This window comes from Bacillus sp. HMF5848 (genome assembly GCF_003944835.1).
GTDB lineage: Bacteria > Bacillota > Bacilli > Bacillales > HMF5848 > HMF5848.
The window spans coordinates 1,291,740-1,313,145 of the sequence record NZ_RWIV01000001.1 but is presented as its reverse complement, the minus strand read 5'-3'; the positions used below and the strand labels follow the sequence as shown (position 1 = coordinate 1,313,145).

At 36.8% G+C, this 21,406-nt stretch carries 16 protein-coding genes and 2 pseudogenes; 6 read left to right on the top strand and 12 right to left on the bottom strand.

Annotated features, from left to right (window positions below):
* Positions 1–116 precede the first annotated feature (116 nt).
* Positions 117–1,931: an oligoendopeptidase F gene (gene pepF / locus EJF36_RS06225; RefSeq protein ID WP_125905490.1), complete on the bottom strand. Its 1,815-nt coding sequence runs from the start codon at positions 1,929–1,931 to the stop codon at positions 117–119.
* Between the two features lie 180 nt (positions 1,932–2,111).
* Between pepF and EJF36_RS22155 the strand changes: the two are divergent.
* Together EJF36_RS22155 and EJF36_RS22150 are read left to right on the top strand one after the other, a co-directional pair.
* A pseudogene (locus tag EJF36_RS22155) lies at positions 2,112–2,660 on the top strand (protoglobin domain-containing protein); the annotation flags it as partial.
* 342 nt (positions 2,661–3,002) lie between these two features.
* A pseudogene (locus EJF36_RS22150) lies at positions 3,003–3,431 on the top strand (methyl-accepting chemotaxis protein); the annotation flags it as partial.
* A 45-nt stretch (positions 3,432–3,476) separates the two neighbouring features.
* Here EJF36_RS22150 and EJF36_RS21315 read toward each other — a convergent pair.
* The 4 genes from EJF36_RS21315 to mecA all read right to left on the bottom strand — a co-directional run bounded on the left by EJF36_RS21315 (position 3,477) and on the right by mecA (position 7,954).
* The gene (locus EJF36_RS21315) at positions 3,477–3,650 is read right to left on the bottom strand and encodes a hypothetical protein (RefSeq protein ID WP_185806830.1); all 174 of its coding nucleotides are present in this window, start codon (positions 3,648–3,650) and stop codon (positions 3,477–3,479) included.
* Between the two features lie 41 nt (positions 3,651–3,691).
* Complete coding sequence (locus EJF36_RS06215) at positions 3,692–4,870, bottom strand: competence protein CoiA (RefSeq protein ID WP_125905488.1); 1,179 nt, start codon at positions 4,868–4,870, stop codon at positions 3,692–3,694.
* Positions 4,871–5,506: 636 nt separating this feature from the next.
* On the bottom strand, positions 5,507–7,015 hold the full coding sequence (cls, locus tag EJF36_RS06210; protein ID WP_125905487.1) for a cardiolipin synthase: 1,509 nt from the start codon (positions 7,013–7,015) through the stop codon (positions 5,507–5,509).
* 261 nt (positions 7,016–7,276) lie between these two features.
* The gene (gene mecA / locus EJF36_RS06205) at positions 7,277–7,954 is read right to left on the bottom strand and encodes an adaptor protein MecA (protein ID WP_125905486.1); all 678 of its coding nucleotides are present in this window, start codon (positions 7,952–7,954) and stop codon (positions 7,277–7,279) included.
* Between the two features lie 340 nt (positions 7,955–8,294).
* Between mecA and EJF36_RS06200 the strand changes: the two genes are divergently transcribed.
* The gene (locus tag EJF36_RS06200; protein WP_125905485.1) at positions 8,295–8,960 is read left to right on the top strand and encodes a TerC family protein; all 666 of its coding nucleotides are present in this window, start codon (positions 8,295–8,297) and stop codon (positions 8,958–8,960) included.
* A 493-nt stretch (positions 8,961–9,453) separates the two neighbouring features.
* On the opposite strand, the gene spxA is transcribed toward EJF36_RS06200, so the two are convergent.
* Positions 9,454–9,852, bottom strand: coding sequence for a transcriptional regulator SpxA (spxA, locus tag EJF36_RS06195; protein WP_125905484.1), 399 nt, complete (start codon positions 9,850–9,852; stop codon positions 9,454–9,456).
* A gap of 302 nt (positions 9,853–10,154) precedes the next feature.
* On the opposite strand from spxA, the gene EJF36_RS06190 reads away from it, so the two are divergent.
* Positions 10,155–11,336 (top strand): efflux RND transporter periplasmic adaptor subunit, encoded by a 1,182-nt coding sequence (locus EJF36_RS06190; protein ID WP_185806829.1) that lies wholly within the window; start codon positions 10,155–10,157, stop codon positions 11,334–11,336.
* 36 nt (positions 11,337–11,372) lie between these two features.
* Positions 11,373–14,432: an efflux RND transporter permease subunit gene (locus tag EJF36_RS06185; RefSeq protein ID WP_125905482.1), complete on the top strand. Its 3,060-nt coding sequence runs from the start codon at positions 11,373–11,375 to the stop codon at positions 14,430–14,432.
* A gap of 183 nt (positions 14,433–14,615) precedes the next feature.
* On the opposite strand, the gene EJF36_RS06180 is transcribed toward EJF36_RS06185, so the two are convergent.
* Positions 14,616–14,798 carry a hypothetical protein gene (locus tag EJF36_RS06180; RefSeq protein WP_125905481.1) on the bottom strand — a complete coding sequence of 61 codons (183 nt, stop codon included), beginning with the start codon at positions 14,796–14,798 and terminating at the stop codon, positions 14,616–14,618.
* Positions 14,799–14,970: 172 nt separating this feature from the next.
* On the opposite strand from EJF36_RS06180, the gene EJF36_RS06175 reads away from it, so the two are divergent.
* A complete protein-coding gene (locus tag EJF36_RS06175) occupies positions 14,971–15,546 on the top strand; it encodes a GNAT family N-acetyltransferase (protein ID WP_125905480.1) in 576 nt (191 codons plus the stop codon).
* A 231-nt stretch (positions 15,547–15,777) separates the two neighbouring features.
* Here the strand turns inward: EJF36_RS06175 and EJF36_RS06170 are convergent, their stop codons facing one another.
* The 5 genes from EJF36_RS06170 to opp3b all read right to left on the bottom strand — a co-directional run bounded on the left by EJF36_RS06170 (position 15,778) and on the right by opp3b (position 21,339).
* Positions 15,778–16,998, bottom strand: coding sequence for a putative glycoside hydrolase (locus EJF36_RS06170; protein ID WP_125905479.1), 1,221 nt, complete (start codon positions 16,996–16,998; stop codon positions 15,778–15,780).
* A gap of 432 nt (positions 16,999–17,430) precedes the next feature.
* Positions 17,431–18,363 carry an ABC transporter ATP-binding protein gene (locus EJF36_RS06165; RefSeq protein WP_125905478.1) on the bottom strand — a complete coding sequence of 311 codons (933 nt, stop codon included), beginning with the start codon at positions 18,361–18,363 and terminating at the stop codon, positions 17,431–17,433.
* Between the two features lie 5 nt (positions 18,364–18,368).
* Complete coding sequence (locus EJF36_RS06160) at positions 18,369–19,412, bottom strand: ABC transporter ATP-binding protein (RefSeq protein WP_125905477.1); 1,044 nt, start codon at positions 19,410–19,412, stop codon at positions 18,369–18,371.
* Between the two features lie 14 nt (positions 19,413–19,426).
* Complete coding sequence (gene opp3C, locus EJF36_RS06155) at positions 19,427–20,443, bottom strand: oligopeptide ABC transporter permease (protein ID WP_125905476.1); 1,017 nt, start codon at positions 20,441–20,443, stop codon at positions 19,427–19,429.
* Positions 20,443–21,339 (bottom strand): oligopeptide ABC transporter permease, encoded by an 897-nt coding sequence (gene opp3b / locus EJF36_RS06150; protein WP_260471978.1) that lies wholly within the window; start codon positions 21,337–21,339, stop codon positions 20,443–20,445. Before opp3b ends, opp3C begins: the two co-directional genes overlap by 1 nt.
* Between the last annotated feature and the right edge of the window lie 67 nt (positions 21,340–21,406).

Genomic DNA, 21,406 nt, shown 5'->3' with positions numbered 1-21,406 from the left:
AAGAATTCTAGCCTGCTTTTCAAGAGTTCCTCTACGTTTTTCAAGAAAACCTATACCATATATAAATGACATTAAAAAGAGAGACGAGCATTCATCACTCGTCTCTTTGTTCATGTTTATAATAACTTTTCCATTTCGGTTAATGTTTGTTCAAATACTGAGCATGCCTCTTTAATAGGCTGTGGTGACGTCATATCAACGCCCGCTTGCTTTAATACTTCAATAGGATAATCAGAGCTTCCCGCTTTTAGGAACTTATTTATATAGCGATCGACTGCTGGTTGACCCTCTTCAAGAATTTGCTTGCTTAACGCTGTTGCTGCACTAAAGCCAGTTGCATATTGGTATACATAATAGTTGTAATAGAAATGAGGAATACGTGCCCATTCAAGACTAATCTCATCGTCAATTACAATATTGTTACCGAAGTATTTTTTATTTAAATCGTAATACATTTCTGATAATGAATCAGCCGTTAAAGCCTCTCCTTCTTGAGCTGCTACATGAATCTGATGTTCAAACTCAGCAAACATCGTTTGACGGAATACGGTACCTCTAAATCCTTCTAAATAGTGATTCAACAAGTATAAACGTTTTTTATCATCGTCAATCGTTTTCAGTAAATAATCGTTTAATAACGCCTCATTACATGTTGAAGCTACTTCAGCGACAAAGATAGAGTAATCGCCATACGGATACGGTTGATGCTTACGTGTGTAATAGCTATGCACTGAGTGGCCGAACTCATGTGCTAATGTAAATAGGTTATTTACATTATCCTGCCAATTCATGAGGATATACGGATTTGTTCCGTACGTACCAGAAGAATACGCACCACTTCGCTTGCCTTTATTTTCATGCACATCGACCCAACGGTTGTCAAAGCCTTCTTTAAGAACGCCAACATACTCTTCGCCTAAACCCGCTAATCCTTTTAGCAATATGTCTTTTGCTTCACCATATGGAATTTCCATTTTTACATCTTTTACAAGTGGTGTATACAAGTCGTACATATGTAGCTCGTCAACACCTAACACCTTTTTACGCAAATCAACATAGCGGTGTAATAAATGTAAGTTATCATTAACTGTATTCACTAAATTATCGTAAACAGATTCAGGAATGTTGTTATTTGATAACGCTGCTTCACGAGCATTTGCATACTTACGAACTTTTGCGTATAAATTGTCTTTTTTTACAGTACCACTTAATGTACTTGAAAATGTATTTTTAAAACTGCCATACGTTTTATAAACACCTTTAAACGCTTTTTCGCGTACTCGTCTGTCACCTGATTCTAAAAAGCGAATATAACGACCATGTGTAATTTCAACTTCATTTCCATTTTCGTCTTTAATCGTTGGAAAAGATAAATCAGCGTTATTTAACATGCCGAATGTATTGCTTGATGAGCCCATTACTTCACTAGCTTCAGCGAGTAATGCCTCTTCACTAGCTGTCAGTACGTGTGGACGTTGACGGTTAATATCGTGTAACGTATGCTCATACAGCTTTAAATCTTCACTTTCTTGTAAGAACGACTTTAACTTATCTTCATCCACCGTTAAAATTTCTGGTACGATAAAAGAAAGAGCACTCGCAATTTGCGTGTATAAATTTGTAATGCGATCATTCATACCTTGATAAAATGAGTTGGTAGTATCTTGATCGTAACGCATATGTGCATATGTATAAAGCTTCCCTACACGCATAGTTACTTCATCTTGATATTGTAAAGCATCATACAATGTTTTTGCTGATTCGCCTAGTTTACCACGGAATTGCTCAACTCCTGGCATAAGCTCCTTTACTGCTTTAAATTCTTGTTCCCATGCCTCATCAGACGTGAAGATATCCTCTAATCTCCAAGTATCTTCAATCTTTAATTCATCACGCTTTGGTAACGTTTGAACATTTGTTTTTTCTGACATATTATGTATCCCTCCTATACTCTTTTATCATACAAAAAAAACCTATAAGTCTCCATTGATATCACTTCTATTGTCATGATTTTTCTAAAATTCTATTCAACCTGTCGAACCTTGTTGCATTTTAGTTACAAAATTTTTCAATTACATGTATAATATACCTATACATATATTTCACAAAACATGTACACAAAACAGGAGGACAATATGATATTTAAAAAGAAAGCTAACACATATGCTGCAACGATGAAATTTAACCATGATGCTGCATCAATTCCCGTCACAAACAAAAGCTTAGCAGACCGTCTAACATACATGGATTATAACCAGGAGCATTTACAGCTTCTTCGAGATTTACAACCGGTGATAGAGTCTATACTCGATGAAGTGTTAGACACCGTTTTAGAGCATCTTTATAAGCAGCCAGCTGTTGCACGAATTGCTAAGTCTCACTCCTCTCATGATCGTTTAAAGGGCGTATTTAAGATATACTTTAAAAGTTTATTTAGCGGGGATATTAATGAGGAGTACTTAAAATTACGCCAGCATATGGGTAATACTCACAATAACGTAACTTTACCTATTAATTGGTTTATCGCCACGTATGGTACAATGCAAAGTTTATTAATACCAAAGATTGTCGAGCTCTATCAAGACAACCCTAAAGTGCTAGCTGATGCATTAGTGGCTGTAACACAAGCTATTAATCTCGATTGCCAACTTGTTGTTGATCATTATTTACAAGTACGTATTAACGAAGTAAGCGAATTAAATGAGCAGAATAAACAGCTTCAAAAGGAATTAACAGACATAAGTCAAGAAGTAGCTGCCTCCGTTCAACAAACGGAAGCACTAATACATGAAACGAGCGGCAAAGCACACCAAATATTTAAAGATACTACTAACACACAAAAAAGTAGTATGAATTTGATTAATCTTATGTCTCAAAACGAAACAGAAGTAAACAATATGTCTTCTGTCTTCCAGGAGGTACTCGAAAAAGCCATACGATCTCTAGATGGCGTTGACTCTATCAAAAATATAGCTGAGCAGATTACAACGATGACTAGACAAATTGAGGAAATAGCTGACCAAACTAACCTACTTGCTTTGAATGCCTCTATAGAAGCGGCAAGAGCAGGTGAACATGGGAAAGGCTTTGCCGTTGTCGCCTCAGAAGTACGAAAATTAGCAGAAACATCAAAACAGACAAGCAGTAATATTAGTGCATTAATTTCAGAAAGTAATAAAAATATTAATAACTTACTAGGCTTAATTAATGAAATGAATGGCTCAACAAAACAATCTGATAAAAAAATTAATGATATCAAAACGAGCTTTGTTACGGTAAAAATGGAAATGGACAACTATATTCAAATGTTTGAGCGAAATAAATCTGATCTCGATATCATCGTAAATGCTATCGGTGAAGTAAATGATACGACTGGTAGTCTATCTCAGCTTGCTAATACTTTACTAGAAAAAGCAGAATCAACAAAATAAATAATAGTCGGTGAGCACATTGATTTGGTGCTCACCTATAACTTTTTAAAAATCCCCATTTTTGTACAGTTCAGGTATAGTTGTATCCGTTTCTACCTGCTTATCATTCGCTTTTCTCTGCGCACCACGTGCAACGGAATAGGCAGCAGCTCCTAACCCGACCGCTATAACAGATGTTAAAACATTGCCACCATTACGTTTCTTCTTTTTCTCAAACATAATCTTCACCTCGGAGATAGTGTGTGAATACTGGCACGATGTTATGTATGAGCAATAAGCTCGCGAGCCATTTTTACATCGCAATCGAGCGCTTCATTTTCATGGCTTGGATAGAGCAATTCTCTAACGATTTTATACGAATAATCGCCGGCCTCCTCCAACACCCCCACCTCTATTAGGAGTTGTACATAATGCTCAATGGCATCCTCTGGTTTAGAATGCTTCACGAGAGGGAGTGTTCGAAGTGAAATATGATTCATTTGAACTCTTTTATAAAAATTCTTCAGAATATCATTTAGAAAAATTAAATCAGATTTCTTTTGAATAATATTATCTAGTAGAATCCATAATTGCCACATATAACAAGGCTGTTCAATCCAATGCATCGCACGAACCGGCCACCCTGCCTCTACCGGGAAGCATGGTGGTGGGATGTGAGCTAAATATAAATTCTGAAACAAAGCATACTTTTTTTTATCAATAAAACGAAATATCATACTTCTGTTTTTATTTTTTATTGATAGCCATTGCTTGTATGTAATAATCGGTTGCACCTCGGAAATTACCCGCTGGCAAGTTGTTAACGAAGTAGTAGAGGATAACTGAAGACGTTTTTGACTACTAATAACTTGTTTTGTGGCTATTGGTGTAGGGCGTGTCACATAAAGCGACTTCATGTTTGTATCTAAGCTCAATAGGACTCCATGTTTATTTATGAAATCACAAATAAACGACCATTGAAATTTGGAAAACGATTTAAAGTTGGCTTTTTTATGAGAGAGTATCCAAACCGGTGTGTATCCAGCTTGCACATATGATGTTGTTCGGGAGTTTAATAACGAAGGGGAAATCGTTGAGCATTGGTATTCAAAGGCGATTTTCCAGCCTTTCCATTCGACAAAAACATCTGCTCGCTGCTTAATGCTCGAAATATAATGCTCTACTTGTGGATTTAATTTTTGCTGACACAACCAATCGTATAGTAGCTTTTTGCCAGCCATATGGTCAGCAGTTTCTGGTTCATGTCCTATAGAACAATTGGCAGATTGATAATGTGCAAAGTGATGTATCTTTCTCTCGCCTAGTTTTAACATCACCGGGCTTTTGCAATCTGGACAAAAGAAACTGTCATTATTGCGTAGCCTTTCAAGCACTTCTTTTGAATAGTTATTTTGCAGTAAATTGATTAATGTCCCATCAGCTAAGCTTGCTGTGAACATACGATATCACATCCTTTCTTTTGACAATGACATCCTATCATACATTTAAAAGGAATTTTATATACAATTTGTGAAAAATATGTATATATTTGTTGTCCATTTATGTTGTATGTATTTTCTGCGTGACATACTGTAATCTGCGATCTCACTTCCTATTCGCGCGATTACACCTCCTATTCGCGCGGTCACACCTCTATTCGCGCGACCTCACTCCTTATTCGCGCGATCACTCCACCTATTCGCGCGGTCACTCCACCTATTCGCGCGGTCACATCTCTATTCGCGCGATCACCCCACCTATTCGCGCGGTCAACCCCCTTATTCGCGCGATCACCCCACCTATTCGCGCGGCCACACCCCCTTTTCGCGCGGTCACACTCATATTCGCGCGATCACCCCACCTATTCGCGCGGTCACTCCACCTATTCGCGCGGTCACTCCACCTATTCGCGCGGTCACACCCCTTATTCGCGCGGTCACTATCCTTATTCGCGCGATCACTCCACCCTTTTATACGAAAGTACAAAACATCCAGTCCAGCCTCATAGTTTGCAACCTTACTCATACACATTTAAACAAAAAAACTGTAAGTTGGATGATACCAATACCATCCAACTTACAGAACTTATGACTTTTTTATAGCAGCGGAGACAATAGTCTTGATGTGGATTCAAAGACTCTTTGCCAAATAGGTCGTTTTTTAAATGTGTAGTAATGTATTTGTGAAGATGCATTTAAGTCTTGCTGAAAATCACTAACAAGCTTCTCAATACTGTCTGTCTTGAATAAGAAGGCATTTACTTCGAAATTCAGATGAAAACTTCTCATATCCATATTGGAGGTACCTATTGATGCTAATTCATTATCAACAATTATGATTTTACTATGTAAAAATCCTTGTTGATACTCATATATTTTCGCACCTGCTTCTAATAACAGAGGGAAATATGAACGAGATGCATAAAACACAATTCGTTTATCCGGACGTTCTGGTACAATGATTCGTACATCAATCCCACTTAAGGCCGCCACTTTCAATGCTGTCGCAATATCATCATCCGGAATAAAATACGGCGTCGCAATCCAAATAGATTTTCTAGCAGACACAATCATCGAGAAGAAAAGATTTTTGATAATTTCCCATTCATTATCAGGACCTCCTGCGATAAGTTGCACTCCACCTCCACTTGTTTCAACTGGTGTAGCTGTTAAATAACTAGGCAACAAATACGAATGACCGGTCATATAGTACCAATCCTGTAAAAATATAAGTTGCAAGGACCGAACAGCCTCGCCACGAATATACAAATGAGTATCACGCCAAAAACCAAAATACTCATTTTTACCTAAATATTCATCACCAACATTTAATCCGCCCATAAAGCCAATTTGTCCATCAACTACAATTATTTTTCGGTGATTACGAAAATTAATTTTGTTGTTTAAAAATGGCAACTTAACAGGTAGGAACGGAACCATTTCCACCCCTGCGTTGCGAAGTTCCACCATGTAATCTTTAGAAAGCCGCCAGCTCCCTACCGCATCATATAGAAAACGAACTTTTACTCCTTCTTGAACCTTTTCCTTAAGGATGTTTTTTAACTTTTGCCCAACTTCATCATGACGAACGATATAATACTCAAGGTGTATATGATGCTTAGCATTCTTTAATGCATCAAAAATTGCGGTAAACGTTTCGTCCCCATTCGTTAATACTTTCGTTTCACTCGCAAATGATATTGGGCTTTTCCCCAATTTTTGAGCTAGTTTAAAGAGAAGGCGTTGATGCTCACCCATCTCATTGATTTTTGTATTACTCCAATCACGTTCAGATTCAACTTTAGTAATTGTTTCTTCATCAATAATAGCCTTTTTCTCAAATAAACGTTTTCTACGATAATTTTGACCAAATAATATATAGAAAACAAACCCTACAATCGGGAAGCTTCCTAATACGATAATCCATGTTAATGTTTGAGTAGGATGACGATTTTCAAAGAAAATGACAAACCCGATAAAGATCACCGATAACGTGAAAATGACACTTATAATACCAAATAGCCATCCTTCCCAGTATTGGCGAGTAAAATAAGAAACGAGACTTATAATTCCAATTAATAGCAGTAGGCGTATGTAATTTTTCAAAATCCCACCTAGCTTTCCGAATAGTTTGGTGTATATATGAAAGCCATTGAACAAGATACTTAAATAAATATTTTATGATAATAAAAACTGAGTAACTTTTTTTCTCCAATATATTGCTCGCAGTCATTAACTGTGAAATCTTCATATCAAGTAAGTGTTGGTCAACAACTTGTTGTGCTGTCGACACTCTGTCTCCCGGTCATCGGATATTCCTGCGGCTCTAGCCCAAAAGAAAGCCGATTTCAAATATGAAATCGGCTTTTATTTTAAAGGAAAATTTTCTCTAATTGTTTGTAAAGCATTCTCGTCTATAATTTTCGCGCCGTATTCTTCAAGTCGATGAATTGTCATCGTACTTTCATAGCTATATTCAAGTAGTTTACTTATAATTGTATCTAGTTCATCTTCTGTTTGTTCTTCAGCATTTATAAACTCAATATACAAGTAATATCTATTTTCATATGAATACAAGCGATCAACAATATTTTCGAAGTTGAAACGGTGGGCAAGTGAAATGAGATCCTCAAAATCCTGGAAGCGAACTAAAAACTCAAGTAGTTCACCATTTTCATCATCACCCTCAAAGTCTTCATCTTTCATAAACTGTTCATCTAACAGTGATTCTATTTTATCATCAACAGGTAAATCTCTATATTTATCATCTATAACAGGTAGCTCATATTTAAGACCATCTTTTGATAGCTGCGCTTTCGTTACGAGAACTTCTAGACCTTTATCAAGCGCTTGTACTTGAATCCATAGTGGTCCTTCAACGGAAAAGTCTTCTTCATGATGAACTTCATCCATCATTTCCCAGAATAACTCTTCACTACGTTCACGATTGTACCAAATCTCATCCCGGTCAAATCCTCGCTCCTCGATATCCATATACGAGATAAAGAACTTTACAGTGTTCTCATTTATTCTTTCGATTTCCATGTCAGAACCTCTCCCTTCTGAATAAGTGTAGTGAAGGGAATTAATACCCCCGAGCATTTAGCTCTTTGCATATACTAACGGACATTTGTTCTCACGCTTTACTGAAAATAAATCCTTGTCTCTACACTATTACCAAAATACATTTTGATTAATCTATTTTATCATAAATTTTTGCTGTGTCCATAAAACCTTGTACTTATATTGTATGACAAATATGTTAAGAAGGGAAATAATAAACTTTTTTTATAAAAAAACGAACGAATACCTATTTATTAGTCATATGATGGAACTTTTAATTGTATATTGTTAAAAAGTGGACAAGACAGGTGGGGGTTTAAAATTGGAAATAGAAACCTTACTATCGATTCTACTCATCATTGGAATTGATATACTTCTAGGCGGCGATAATGCTATTATGATTGCTTTAGCAAGTCGAAATTTACCTGAAAACAAAAGGAATATTGTGATAGTTGCTGGTACAGCCCTAGCTATTATTGTTAGAGTATCATTAACTGTTGTCGCTGTTTACTTATTAACAATTCCTTATCTTCACTTAATTGGAGGCGTACTATTATTGTATATTGCCTTCAAACTACTAGTAGAAGATAACGATGAATCGGAAAGAGTTTCAGCAAATAACACTGTGCTTGGTGCTATCGGTACAATTGTAGCCGCTGATATATTGATGGGACTAGATAATGTACTAGCTATTGCGGGAGCCGCTGATGGAAATACTGCCCTCGTTGTCGCTGGTTTATTAATTTCAATTCCAATCATAATATGGGGCAGCAAGTTTATTTTATATGCTATGGATCGCTACCCTATTATTATATACATTGGAAGTGCCATCTTAGCAGTTTCAGCTGGCCGCATGATTACCGGTGAACAGCAACTATCCTTTGTCTTTGATACTCATGAATCGTTACTGCTACTCATTCCAACAGTAGCTGCAGTGGCAACCGTACTCCTCGGGTACATAACAAATCGAGTTAAATCACAAGCATAAGTGAACTTTGATTATTGATCAAACACCTGAACGAGTTAGTCAGGTGTTTTTCTTTATGCTTGAAGTAGGCAGTTGCAACAAATCACCACTTGACGGTAGCGTACTGTTACGTTGTGTACACTATGCTGGAAGTTCCAACCTCCAGAGACGATTTGGCTTGTGCCTAAGGAGACTTTGATTTTTGTTTTACCCATCAGATGAAAAATTAATTTATATTTTTCGCTTGAGCATTGGCGCCTGGTGTTAGACATTCATCACATGCACCATGCTTTTCTATACGCCGTCGAATAGAAAGGGTCTTTTTAAACAGCATATTCATATGTTCTACATACTTATTACTATAATTAAAAAACCACTAGCCTTTTTCTTAAATGACATAAAGAAAACTCACTGATTGGTTAGCTTTAAGGCGAAGACAGAGGTGTAGTTGCATCTATGCTTTCCTATTTGCAAAAAAAAGCTCCTGCAAACAGCACAGGAGCTCGTTAATAATTTATTCATTTACAAGTCTTTGAGCTTCACGAAGTTGGAATGTACGTACTCGTCTTGGTAAAAAGCGACGAATTTCATCTTCGTTATATCCAACTTGTAGACGTTTAGCATCTATAATAATTGGTCGACGTAAAAGACCTGGATGATCTTGTATTAATGTGTACAAGTCATTTAGTGGCATCGTTTCTAGATTAACATTGAGCTTTTGGAATATTTTTGAACGTGTTGAGATAATTTCATCAGTACCATCTTCAGTCATTCGCAAGATTTCCTTAATCTCATCTATAGACAAAGGCTCTTGGAAAATATTACGCTCCACATACTCAATTTCATGTTCATCTAACCAAGCCTTTGCTTTTCGACATGATGTGCAGCTAGGTGACGTATACAATGTAACCATATTTTCAATCCACTCCCCTATTTGAGAATTAATTTCTATTCATCCCTTGTTTTTTCTATATATAAGTAATTCATAAACAATATTAAATTGAAATTAATTTAATTAAGTAATATATATTGATTATTATACAATAATCCTTTTAAGAAAGATATATGTTTTTCGAAAAAACTATAATAAGTTATACAAAAACTGTACGACAATATTTGCAAAACTTGACCCCTCAGCATTTATTTCTATTTTTTACATTCCTTCATACATCATTTTGGTAAAAAATGTGTACGCTACGTATTGAGGTGGTGTATATGCAAAAATACATTGTATTAATCTGTGTATTACTTTTAGGTACCAGTTGCTCTGTTCGAGAAATTACCATAAATAACGAGTCTCAGCGTGCAAGCATCCCTGTCACTACCATTAAAGCAATACATAAAACGGTTAAAGAAAGCATTACTCTTCCAGTTGTAGCAACACCTTCACAGCAAATCCCTATTGTTGTTCCCCAACCTACGATTGTTAAACATGTACATGTAAAAACAGGTGATACTGTAACAAAAGGACAGCTATTAATTGAACTCGCTAATGATGAACTACAACAAGGATACGATTCATTGAACAACACTGTACAACAGTTGTATAACAGGCTAGAGCAAGCCAAAACTGACTCTGATATAACATTTAATTCACGTATACAAAGTCTTCATGCAGAGCTCACATACTCAGCAGAGCAGTTTGAGAACCTAACTATGCATTCATGGAAACCGATAGCAGCTATAAATAAGCTTGTACAAATCATGTCAAAGCAATCGGAGCTTCAACAATTGAATACTCAGCTAACTATGGCTACTGAACATATTCAGCTTCTTCAGCAACAGGTTGTTGAAGCAAAAGCAGCTTTATCTGAAATTGAAACAGCACTTCGTCAAACAAAGCTTGTTGCTCCAAGCGATGGAAAAATTTTAAATATATCAGTTAAAAATGACAGCATCGCTACACCAACGACACCTATTGCAACATTAGCACGCCTTACTCCCATGACAGTAATCGGATACGTAAATGATTATCAAGTATCAGAGCTTTCTACAGGGCAAGAGGCATCAGTTACTTTTAACGGTCTTACTAGTACATACGAAACAAAAGTCAAAAAGGTTTCACAATTAATCGATCCACAATCAAAAATGTTTCCAATTGAAATGTCACTTGGCAATGATAATGAAGAAATCAAGAGTGGAAGTAAAGGTTTTGTATCGATTATAACAAGTGAGGTTCAAGATGCGTTAGTTATACCAATCGACGCCATTTTATATAATACTGGTCAGCCTTACGTTTATATTGCTCATAATGGTATAGCAAAGAAAAAAAAGATAACAGTTGGTATACGAGAAGGCGAGCATGTTCAAATATTAGCAGGCCTTCAAGAAGGACAACATATCATCGTGAACGGAAAAGAACGTCTGCGCGATGGAATTACGATTGATATTCAATAAAATTATAGCTTATCAGATCAGAAAGTGAGTTTTCATATGAGTCATTTAGCAAAATTAGCAGTTATGCGCCCGGTCGCGATGACGATGGTTATTATTTTTATGCTGATTATTGGTATGGTGAGTGTTAAAAATATTGCCGTAGATTTGTTTCCCGACATGACGTTTCCTGTTGCTGTTATCACAACGAATTACGAAGGTGCTGGTCCTGAAGAGATAGAGGCGCTTATATCGGATCCATTGGAAAATATGATTGGCACGATTCCAAACGTTGAATCGATTTCGTCCATATCACAAACTGGAACTGCTTTAATAATTGTCTCCTTTGTTTGGGGCACGAACATGGATGTAGCTACGTTACAAATTCGCGAAAAAATCGATATGGCTCGTGAATATTTACCAAACACAATGGCGCTCCCTAGAGTGATGAGGTTTAATCCAAGTGATTTTCCAATTATACAGCTTGCTGTTACGACCGATACAAATGACATGAACACTGCGAAGTTAATTGCCAATGATGAAATCAAAACACGTTTACAGTCAGTAAAAGGCATAGCAGCTGTCTATGTGGAGGGTGGCCGCGAGAAGGAAATCAAAGTAAACCTTAATCAAACAAAGCTGCTTCATCATGGTGTGACGCTAGAAACTATTCAACAAATTATTGCGTCCGAAAATTTAAATATACCTAGCGGACAGCTGCGCAGTTCACATGAGACGATACCAATCCGAGTCACAGGTCAGTTTACTTCGGTCTACGATGTTATGGATATACAAATCCCTACTAATCAAGGTCTTGTAAAACTAAAAGATTTGGCTCAAATTGAAGAAGGATATGCACCAATTAATCAAATTTCTCTATTAAATAATAAACCTGCTGTTGGAATAACAGTGTATAAGCAGTCAGGCGCTAACACTGTTGAGGTCACTAAACAAGTGCAAAAAACATTAGAAAAAATTCAAAAAACATTACCTAGTGAATATAAAGTAACCGCAGTATTTGAACAAAGTAAATTTATTAATCAATCTTTACGTGCTGTTCTTTCAAATATTTTAACTGGAAGTGGACTTGCTGCAGTAATTTTGTTTGTTTTTTTAAAGCATTTTCGCAGTACAGTGATTATATTTTTAGCAATTCCTTTGTCAATTGTTACAACGTTTGTATTTTTATTTTTTTCCAAGCAAACCTTGAACGTACTAACGTTAGGTGGACTAGCTCTTGGTGTCGGCATGATGGTCGATAATGCGATAGTTATCTTAGAAAATATATATCGATATCGTCAATTAAATTATCCTATGAAAAAAGCAGCCATCATGGGATCCTCAGAAATTGGAACAGCGATTATAGCGTCAACATTAACGACAATCATTGTATTTTTACCATTTGTCTTCGTCAATGGTTTGGCAGCACAGCTATTTAAACCTCTTGCCCAAGTTATTGCATTTTCATTGTTAGCTTCCTTGTTTACTGCGTTAATAATTGTACCGTTGTTTGCTTCATTATTTTTAAAATTAAAAGATACACAAAACGCAAAGAGTAAACATCAAGAACTGTTAAAAAACAAATATAAAGCTGTGCTTGAAAAAGCATTAAACAATCGTAGAGTAACAATTTTTAGTATTACTTTACTTTTTATTTTATCCTTCGTTATCGTGCCCTTTTTAGGAACGGAATTTTTACCTGCACAAGACCAGAGTATGATTTCTATTGAGGCAACCTTGCCTCCTGGTCACTCAATTGACCAAAGTCTTTCTACCTCAGAAACAATTGTTAAGAAATTAGCTACTGTAGATGATATAGATATACTATATACAACAATAGGCGGGAATGACCCCTTCACAGTTGGCGCACGCTCACAGTCTAATAAACTTAACTACACGATTATGCTTACAGCACCAAGTAAACGAGACCGAAGTGATGTAGAAATAGCAGATACAATGCGACAGTTGCTAAAGGACATTCCTTCTATCATAGAAGCTAAAGTTTCCGCTAGTGACACTGGTTTTGCCGCTGATCCTGTTTCTTTAAAAATAACAGGTCCTAACCTTCAAACATTGCAGAAGCTTGCTGAGGATGTACGAGCATTAATCGTAACAGTTGAGGGTGTACGTGAATTAGATAGTAACTTTTCTACCGGGAATCCACTTTTATCTGTCGCTGTATTTAAGGACGTTGCTTACTCATTAGGTATTGGAAGTATGCAGCTAGCGAAAACCATTTCCGATGCCACACAAGGAATTGTAGCAAGTCAATTTACTAAAAATGGTGAAGAGTTACCAATACGCTTAGTGTTCGAGGAGAACGGAATTAAATCACAGGATGAGTTGGAGAATATGTTAATTAAAACACAGATGAATGATTTTGTTCCATTAAAGGCAATTGCATCTTTTACTAGAGATAATGGACCAACAAGAATCATTCGTACAAATCGTATGCGAGAAATATCCTTAACGGCTGATGTATTTGGGAGAGACATTGGAAGTGTGAATGATGAGATTGAGAGTCTCCTTCGTCAGCACATTACGTTGCCAGATAGTAGATACAAGATTACATTTGGCGGACAAGATGAACAGATGAATGATGCATTTTTCAAGCTTACATTAGCTCTTCTTTTAGCTGTTGTACTCGTATATATGGTGATGGCTGGACAGTTTGAATCATTCTTCTATCCCTTTATTATCATGTTCTCAGTTCCTCTCACATTGATAGGAATACTCATAGGCTTACTCATAACAAATCAACCTATCGGTGTTGGCTCACTCATAGGTCTTCTCATCTTAACGGGTATTGTTGTTAATAACGCTATTGTCTTAGTCGACTATATTAATCAGTTAAAAGTAGCGGGGCATTCAACACGTGAAGCTATACTTGAGGCATGTCCTACTAGGTTAAGGCCGATACTTATGACTGCTTTTACTACCATTCTTGGCTTGCTACCCCTTTCGCTCGGACTCGGAGAAGGGACAGAAGTACAACAGCCAATGGCGATTGTAATTATCTCTGGATTACTCACATCAACGTGTATAACGCTGTTGTTTATACCCGTTCTGTATGAGAGCTTTGATAAAAAAATTGATAAAAAACGAGCTCAAACAAACTAGCTGTGGAGTGTTTATGTAAAAACAACGCGCAAAGCGCCAGATCAGCGTCATCATGAATTAAGGAAAAACCGTTATGTTTCCCCTAAACGTTGGTAGCAAGAGCTAGACATTAATTTAGATTTATTGTACAGACGTATAAAAAGGGTAATCAATTACATCTGTAATTTGATTACCCTTTCATAATTATTTTTTTCCGCCGACCATTTTCCAATTATTTTGAATACCAGCTGAGTGATCAAAGCTCTCCGTCCCTGTTTTCCCACTAAAGAACTTCTCACCAATTCCACATGCGATTACTCCCATTGTAGCCGTAATTCCAATAACGATAACTGCAAATATTGTAAAATCAAAGAAATATTCGAGCATGTACATCCCCCTCTGTATGTAAACACTTACATACCCTTATTGTAGCGGATGATTAACATTATGAAAAGAAGGAAATGTTATATAAAGAAACACAACCGGTTATTTCCCACTTTTTGTAAGGCGATAATGTGTTATACTAGTAAGTGAAAAAAAGTGATAAGGAGAACTTATTATGAACTGGTATGAAAAATTAAATCAATATTTTCCCATTCAAGAAATGAAGTCAAAGAAACATATGGAACTTTTATTAAAAGAAAAAAGTGAAGTTTACCACAAGGATGAGGGACCGGATCACGTACTTATGTATGCCGAATTCGATTTGTTTATTTTTATTGATTATTTATTTGTCTCATCAAAAACACGTGGGCAAGGGTTAGGCCATAAGCTTATTGAAAAATTAAAGCAGCATGGGAAACCGATCATATTAGAGGTTGAGCCTGTAGACTATGAAGACACAGACACTGAAAAACGTCTTCGCTTCTATAAACGTGAGGGATTCGAACATGCCCAATCGATTGGATATGAACGACGCTCATTAGCCACAAACGAAATTAATCAAATGGAGATTTTATATTGGTCTCCTACAGATGAGTCAGAGCAGCTTATCTTTGAAGCAATGAAGCAAACGTATGAAAAAATCCATACATACAAAGACAAAGAGATCTACGGAAAAGAATATCAAGATGTTGATGATGTTTTAACGTACGATGAAGACAGAGATGCTGATAATGTACTAAAAGGTGTATAAAATGGGCTTGAGAGATAATCTCTCAGCTTTTTTTTATCGCTAAAATATTGTACAACTGTCCAACACGATTCTCACACATTTGATTATGCATATGTGTAACTGCATAAACGGACAAAATAACGCACCGCGTGCAATAAAACAACACATGACATTGGCCATGTGTTGTTTTTCAAATTATATTTAAACATTTTTGTATTAAGGCTGTATAGTTTTATTAAAATTCGTTTTTTTTTAAGGTGTATAATCTACACCAGTTGTATACGAGTTACCAGCATTCCAAATTAAATATTCTGTTACACCTGCGTCATTTAAAGCTTTGATTTGGGCTTCTACTTCTGCTTTGCCATACACTTTGTAGTTGCCTTTACCTAACCATGATGCTGTAAAGTCTTGAATCCATGGTCGAGAGATTGGGGGTGATTCAAGCTCATCAAGCTTTTTCTTTTCAACCTTTATATACTCAGCGACAAGGTTATATGGTTCTAAGTCTGGTTTAGCAATGCCAAAATACGATGTCCAGTGACTTGGATAGATCATGGATGAGATAACATCAACATGTTCTGAAATTTTAGAGAAGTTTTGCCCAATGCCTGGTGCTTCTGGTAATGTTGCTGTGTACCCAAAAATATCGACCGATACTTTTACATTGTATGGTTCAAGCTTTTCTTTTGCATATGCAACAAAGTCAGTTACTGCTTCTACACGTTTTTGAACATTGTCCATTTGTATGGTCTCATAATCGCCCATACCGTATTCAAGAATATCGTCACGACGCTCAAAGCCTTCAGGGAAGCGAACATAGTCAAATTGGATTTCTGCAAAACCAAGCTTTGCAGCTTCAATAGCGATGCCTACGTTATAATCCCATACTTCTTTTAGAAATGGATTAACGAACGAATCGCCACGGCCATTCTTCCATACTTGCCCATTTTGTTCTTTAAACGATAAATCAGGTCTCATACCTGCTAAGATGGTGTCTTTAAATACTACGACACGAGCAATCGGATATATTTGCTTTTCTTCAAGTACTGTTAGCATATCCGTAACATCTTTTATATAATTTTTCCCAATCGGTGCATATGGAGAATCTTCTTCTGGTACATATGTTAAGTAACCATAATCGTCCTTAATGTCAATTACCATCGCATTTAAGTCAGTGCTATCAACAAGCTCTAGTAAATTTTCCATTCGACTTCCACCAGCTGAATGGGATGTCACATAAATTCCTCGAATAGCATCTGGATATTCAAAAGTAAAACCAGATTGAAATGTAAAACGTGGCAATTTCTCAGGAAGCTCAATTTTAATTAATTGTGTTTGCTTAAGAGGATGCGAATCAACCGTGTAAACTTTTTTCTCCTCAGCTGCCAAAGATGGTAGTGTAAACAAAAGACTAAGTGGCATCATGAGAAAAATGACTAGTACCCACCAACGCTGCAATGCTTTTCCCATATATCTAGTACCCCCGCAAAATATAAGTATATTTCTATTATAATACAAATTATGAGGTGTTTGGACATTTTTTGACATGAAATATTTCCTAATTAATTATATGTCAAGGATAGGTAATTTAGCAGAGGGAATTTTATAAATACTTGATCATATGTCATGAAACTTCCTTTTTTACAGTAACACAAAGATGAAATTTGATGTTGCTATTAGTATTAATAAAGCACTCTCCTCCTATTCGAATATAAAGGAGTATGCAAATGCCAATTCATTCAAGAGCTAACACAAGTTCCTATGTGCTGGCGCATTGTCGACAATGGCACACATACCACCATCCTGTTGTCAAAGGGTCACGACTACCTAGCGGAAAGCGAGCGCTGTAAAGCGAACATCAACAACAAAGCTTAACAGCAAAAAAAAACGACCTCATAGGTCTTATGAGATCGTTTCTTTTTTTAATTGTTCGTATTCACGTTCTGAGCATGATACAAAGTGACCTGGAGTAACCTCTCTTAATTCAGGTGTTTCATCAGGTCCATATTGATGCATAGATGGATCATACGTGTGTCTCGTACGGTTACGCTCATAATCTGGATCCGGTAATGGGATAGCAGATAATAATGATTTTGTGTATGGGTGCATTGGATTTCGATATAACTCATCACTTTCTGCTAACTCCATAATTTTACCGCGATACATAACAGCAATACGATCACTTATATATTTAACCATTGATAAATCATGGGCAATAAATAAGTATGTTAAACCTTTTTCAGCTTGGAGCTTTTTCATAAGGTTAACTACTTGTGCTTGGATTGAAACGTCTAGGGCAGATATAGGTTCATCAGCAATGATGAATTCAGGCTCTACCGCTAATGCACGGGCAATACCTATACGTTGACGTTGTCCACCACTAAATTCGTGTGGGTATCTGTTCGCATGCTCTCTATTCAAACCAACAGTTTCAAGTAATTCATGTACTTTATTCATGCGCTCTTCTTTAGAAGAAGCTAGACGATGTATATCAATACCTTCAGCAATAATGTCCCCAACAGTTAATCGAGGATTCAAAGATGCGTACGGATCCTGGAAAATCATTTGCATTTTCCGGTTAAATTCAAGAAGGTTTTTACGTGACATTTTACCGTGCACGTTTTTACCTTCAAATAACACTTCACCATCCGTTGCATCATACAAGCGAATAACAGAACGACCTGTTGTAGATTTACCTGAACCTGACTCACCTACAAGCCCAAGAGTTTCCCCACGATATATATCAAAAGATACACCATCTACAGCTTTGACATACCCTTTTCCGACTTTAAAGTATTGCTTTAAGTTCTTTATCTCTACTAATTTTTCAGTCATTCTCCTCACCCCTCTTTCCGTGATGCATTGAATTTCTGACGACGAACCTTGATTGCTGCCGGTGGCTCAACAGCCGGTGCTTGTTCATGTAATAACCATGTAGCCGCATAGTGCGTATCAGACACTTTGAACATTGGTGGTTCCATTTCAAAGTCAATCTTCATAGCGTATGGGTTACGAGGCGCAAAAGCATCGCCTTTAGGTGGTTTTAACAAATCTGGTGGTGAACCAGGAATAGCAGCTAATTCTGTATCCTCTACATCCAAGTCCGGCATAGAAGCTAACAATCCCCATGTATAAGGATGCTTTGGATTGTAGAATATTTCGTCCACTGTACCAGTTTCAACAATTTTCCCTGCGTACATAACAGCTACACGATCTGCTACGTTTGCAACTACCCCAAGGTCATGGGTAATAAAAATAATTGATGTATCAATTTTCTTTTGTAGATCCTTCATTAGTTCAAGGATTTGCGCTTGTATTGTAACATCAAGAGCTGTTGTCGGTTCATCCGCGATAATAACCTTAGGATTACACGCTAATGCCATTGCGATAACAACACGTTGACGCATCCCACCAGAAAATTGGTGAGGATATTGATGGATTTTTACTTCCGCTCCAGGAATACCAACTAGTCGAAGCAACTCTAACGCACGCTCATGTGCTTGCTTATTACTTAAGCCTTGATGCTTCAATAGTGGCTCCATAATTTGCTTTCCAACCTTCATCGTTGGATTTAATGATGTCATTGGATCTTGAAATATCATAGAGATTTCAGAACCGCGAATTTTTTGCATGTCGCGCTCTGACATATTAACAATGTCTCTACCTTCAAATATTACTTCACCATTTTTGATTCTTCCTGCTGGTTTAGGTAACAACTGCATCAACGCTTTTGTTGTTACAGATTTACCTGAACCCGATTCCCCAACAATCGCTAATGTTTCTCCTTTTGCTAATTCAAAGTTAACACCGCGAACCGCTTGGACTTCTCCTCCATACGTGTCGAAGGAGACGTGTAAATCTTTAACTTCTAATATTTTTTTCATAATACCATCTCCTCCTATTTACGTAATTTTGGATCGAAAGCATCACGCAGACCGTCACCAACTAAGTTAAATGCAATCATAATAGTACTGATGATAATGGCCGGGAACACCACTAAGTGTGGGTACGTTTGTAAGCTCTTAAATCCATCGTTGATAATAGTACCAAGTGATGCGACTGGAGGACGAATACCTAATCCAATGAAGCTTAAGAATGCTTCTGTGAAAATCGCAGACGGAATTGTAAACATTGTTGTAATAATAATGTGACCAAGAACATTAGGAATTAAATGTTTAAGAATGAGTCGATTATGTGAACCACCTAGCGTTCTAGATGCTAACACGAATTCGAGATTCTTTAACTTTAAAATTTGACCACGTACAATACGGGCCATCCCAATCCAACCTGTAATAACCATCGCAAGAATGATAGATGTAACACCAGGCTGTAGAATTAAGATTAAAAGAATAACTACAATTAAATTCGGGATTCCTACTAACACTTCGATAATACGCTGCATGTAATTATCTACACGCCCTCCGTAATAAGCAGAAATTCCACCATACGCTACACCGACAACTAAATCGATAAATGCTGCCATGAGTGCAATAAACATTGAAATGCGGGTACCTTCCCATACACGTGTCCAGTTATCACGGCCAAATTCATCCGTACCAAACCAGAAGTACTCGTCAACTTGCTTTCTTTCATATTGGTCCACACCACGAATATCATGTCCATCAAGACCTAAAAAAGGAATATTTTCTAAGACAGGAACCTTAGCTGGTAACTTTGCACGGTATAAGTCTTGTTCATCATATTTATGATCGTTCATCATAGGACCAAATATTGCTAAGAGAACAATAATACCTATAAGGACAATTCCTATCATCGCTCCAGGATTTTTCTTTAAACGACGCCATGCGTCTTTCCAAAATCCAGTACTCTCACCTGCGATTTTTTCACGTTCACTTTCATCAATCGTTGCAGGCTGGAATAAGTCTTGATCTAAATTTTTATATTCCAAGCTCATTAATCTTTCCCTCCTGCTAAACGAATTCTTGGATCAATAATACCGTAAGAGATATCAACTAATAAGATTATCACAATAAACAAGGCACTAAAGAACAAAGTAGTTCCCATAATAACTGGGAAATCGTTTGTCATTATTGACACAACGAATTGTTCACCAAGTCCTGGGATAACAAATATCTTCTCGATAACTAATGATCCTGTCATCAAGCCCACTGTTAACGGACCTAAAATGGTAATAACAGGGATCAACGCATTACGAATTGTATGTTTAAGAATAACAGCTAAACCAGATAGACCTTTAGCATATGCTGTTGTTATATAATCTTGATTTAATACTTCGAGCATCTCAGTTCGCATGAAACGAGCAATAGTAGCTACTACACCAGCAGACAATGCAATCGTTGGCATGATCGTATAAGTAAAGCCTTCCCAATACGCCACGGGTAGCCATTGTAATTTTACACCAATGAAGAATTGTAAAAGTCCCGCAACAACGAAGGATGGTATCGAAATCCCGAGTACGGCTATAACCATCGTTCCATAATCGAGTAGTGTATTGTGCTTTAAAGCAGCCACAATTCCAAGAATAAGACCAATTAACGTTCCAATAAATATAGATTGGAAACCTAAGTATGCAGATGGTCCAATACGCTCACTAATAATTTTTGTTACACTACGGCCATCCATTTGAAATGATACGCCAAGATCTCCTTGAAACAAATTCCCCATGTATTTTGCATATTGTACAGGGTACGGATCGTTCAGACCATATCTTTCATTCAACGCGTGAATTTGTGTATCAGATAGCTTTTCCTGATTGTTGAAGGGAGAGCCTGGTAATAGCTTCATTAAGAAGAATGTGGCTGAGGCAATTATTATAAATGTGATAAGCATAGAGATTACACGGCTTGTTATATAACGTCCCACAATAACAGCACCTCCTAGTAAGATTTCGAAAAAA

Bases quoted from the DNA above. Each gene is read 5' to 3' on its own strand.
- pepF (WP_125905490.1), bottom strand. From the start codon at position 1,931: ATGTCAGAAAAAACAAATGTTCAAACGTTACCAAAGCGTGATGAATTA.
- EJF36_RS21315 (WP_185806830.1), bottom strand. From the start codon at position 3,650: ATGTTTGAGAAAAAGAAGAAACGTAATGGTGGCAATGTTTTAACATCT.
- EJF36_RS06215 (WP_125905488.1), bottom strand. From the start codon at position 4,870: ATGTTCACAGCAAGCTTAGCTGATGGGACATTAATCAATTTACTGCAA.
- mecA (WP_125905486.1), bottom strand. From the start codon at position 7,954: ATGGAAATCGAAAGAATAAATGAGAACACTGTAAAGTTCTTTATCTCG.
- spxA (WP_125905484.1), bottom strand. From the start codon at position 9,852: ATGGTTACATTGTATACGTCACCTAGCTGCACATCATGTCGAAAAGCA.
- EJF36_RS06190 (WP_185806829.1), top strand. From the start codon at position 10,155: ATGCAAAAATACATTGTATTAATCTGTGTATTACTTTTAGGTACCAGT.
- EJF36_RS06185 (WP_125905482.1), top strand. From the start codon at position 11,373: ATGAGTCATTTAGCAAAATTAGCAGTTATGCGCCCGGTCGCGATGACG.
- EJF36_RS06180 (WP_125905481.1), bottom strand. From the start codon at position 14,798: ATGCTCGAATATTTCTTTGATTTTACAATATTTGCAGTTATCGTTATT.
- EJF36_RS06175 (WP_125905480.1), top strand. From the start codon at position 14,971: ATGAACTGGTATGAAAAATTAAATCAATATTTTCCCATTCAAGAAATG.
- EJF36_RS06170 (WP_125905479.1), bottom strand. From the start codon at position 16,998: ATGGGAAAAGCATTGCAGCGTTGGTGGGTACTAGTCATTTTTCTCATG.
- EJF36_RS06165 (WP_125905478.1), bottom strand. From the start codon at position 18,363: ATGACTGAAAAATTAGTAGAGATAAAGAACTTAAAGCAATACTTTAAA.
- EJF36_RS06160 (WP_125905477.1), bottom strand. From the start codon at position 19,412: ATGAAAAAAATATTAGAAGTTAAAGATTTACACGTCTCCTTCGACACG.
- opp3C (WP_125905476.1), bottom strand. From the start codon at position 20,443: ATGAGCTTGGAATATAAAAATTTAGATCAAGACTTATTCCAGCCTGCA.
- opp3b (WP_260471978.1), bottom strand. From the start codon at position 21,339: ATGCTTATCACATTTATAATAATTGCCTCAGCCACATTCTTCTTAATG.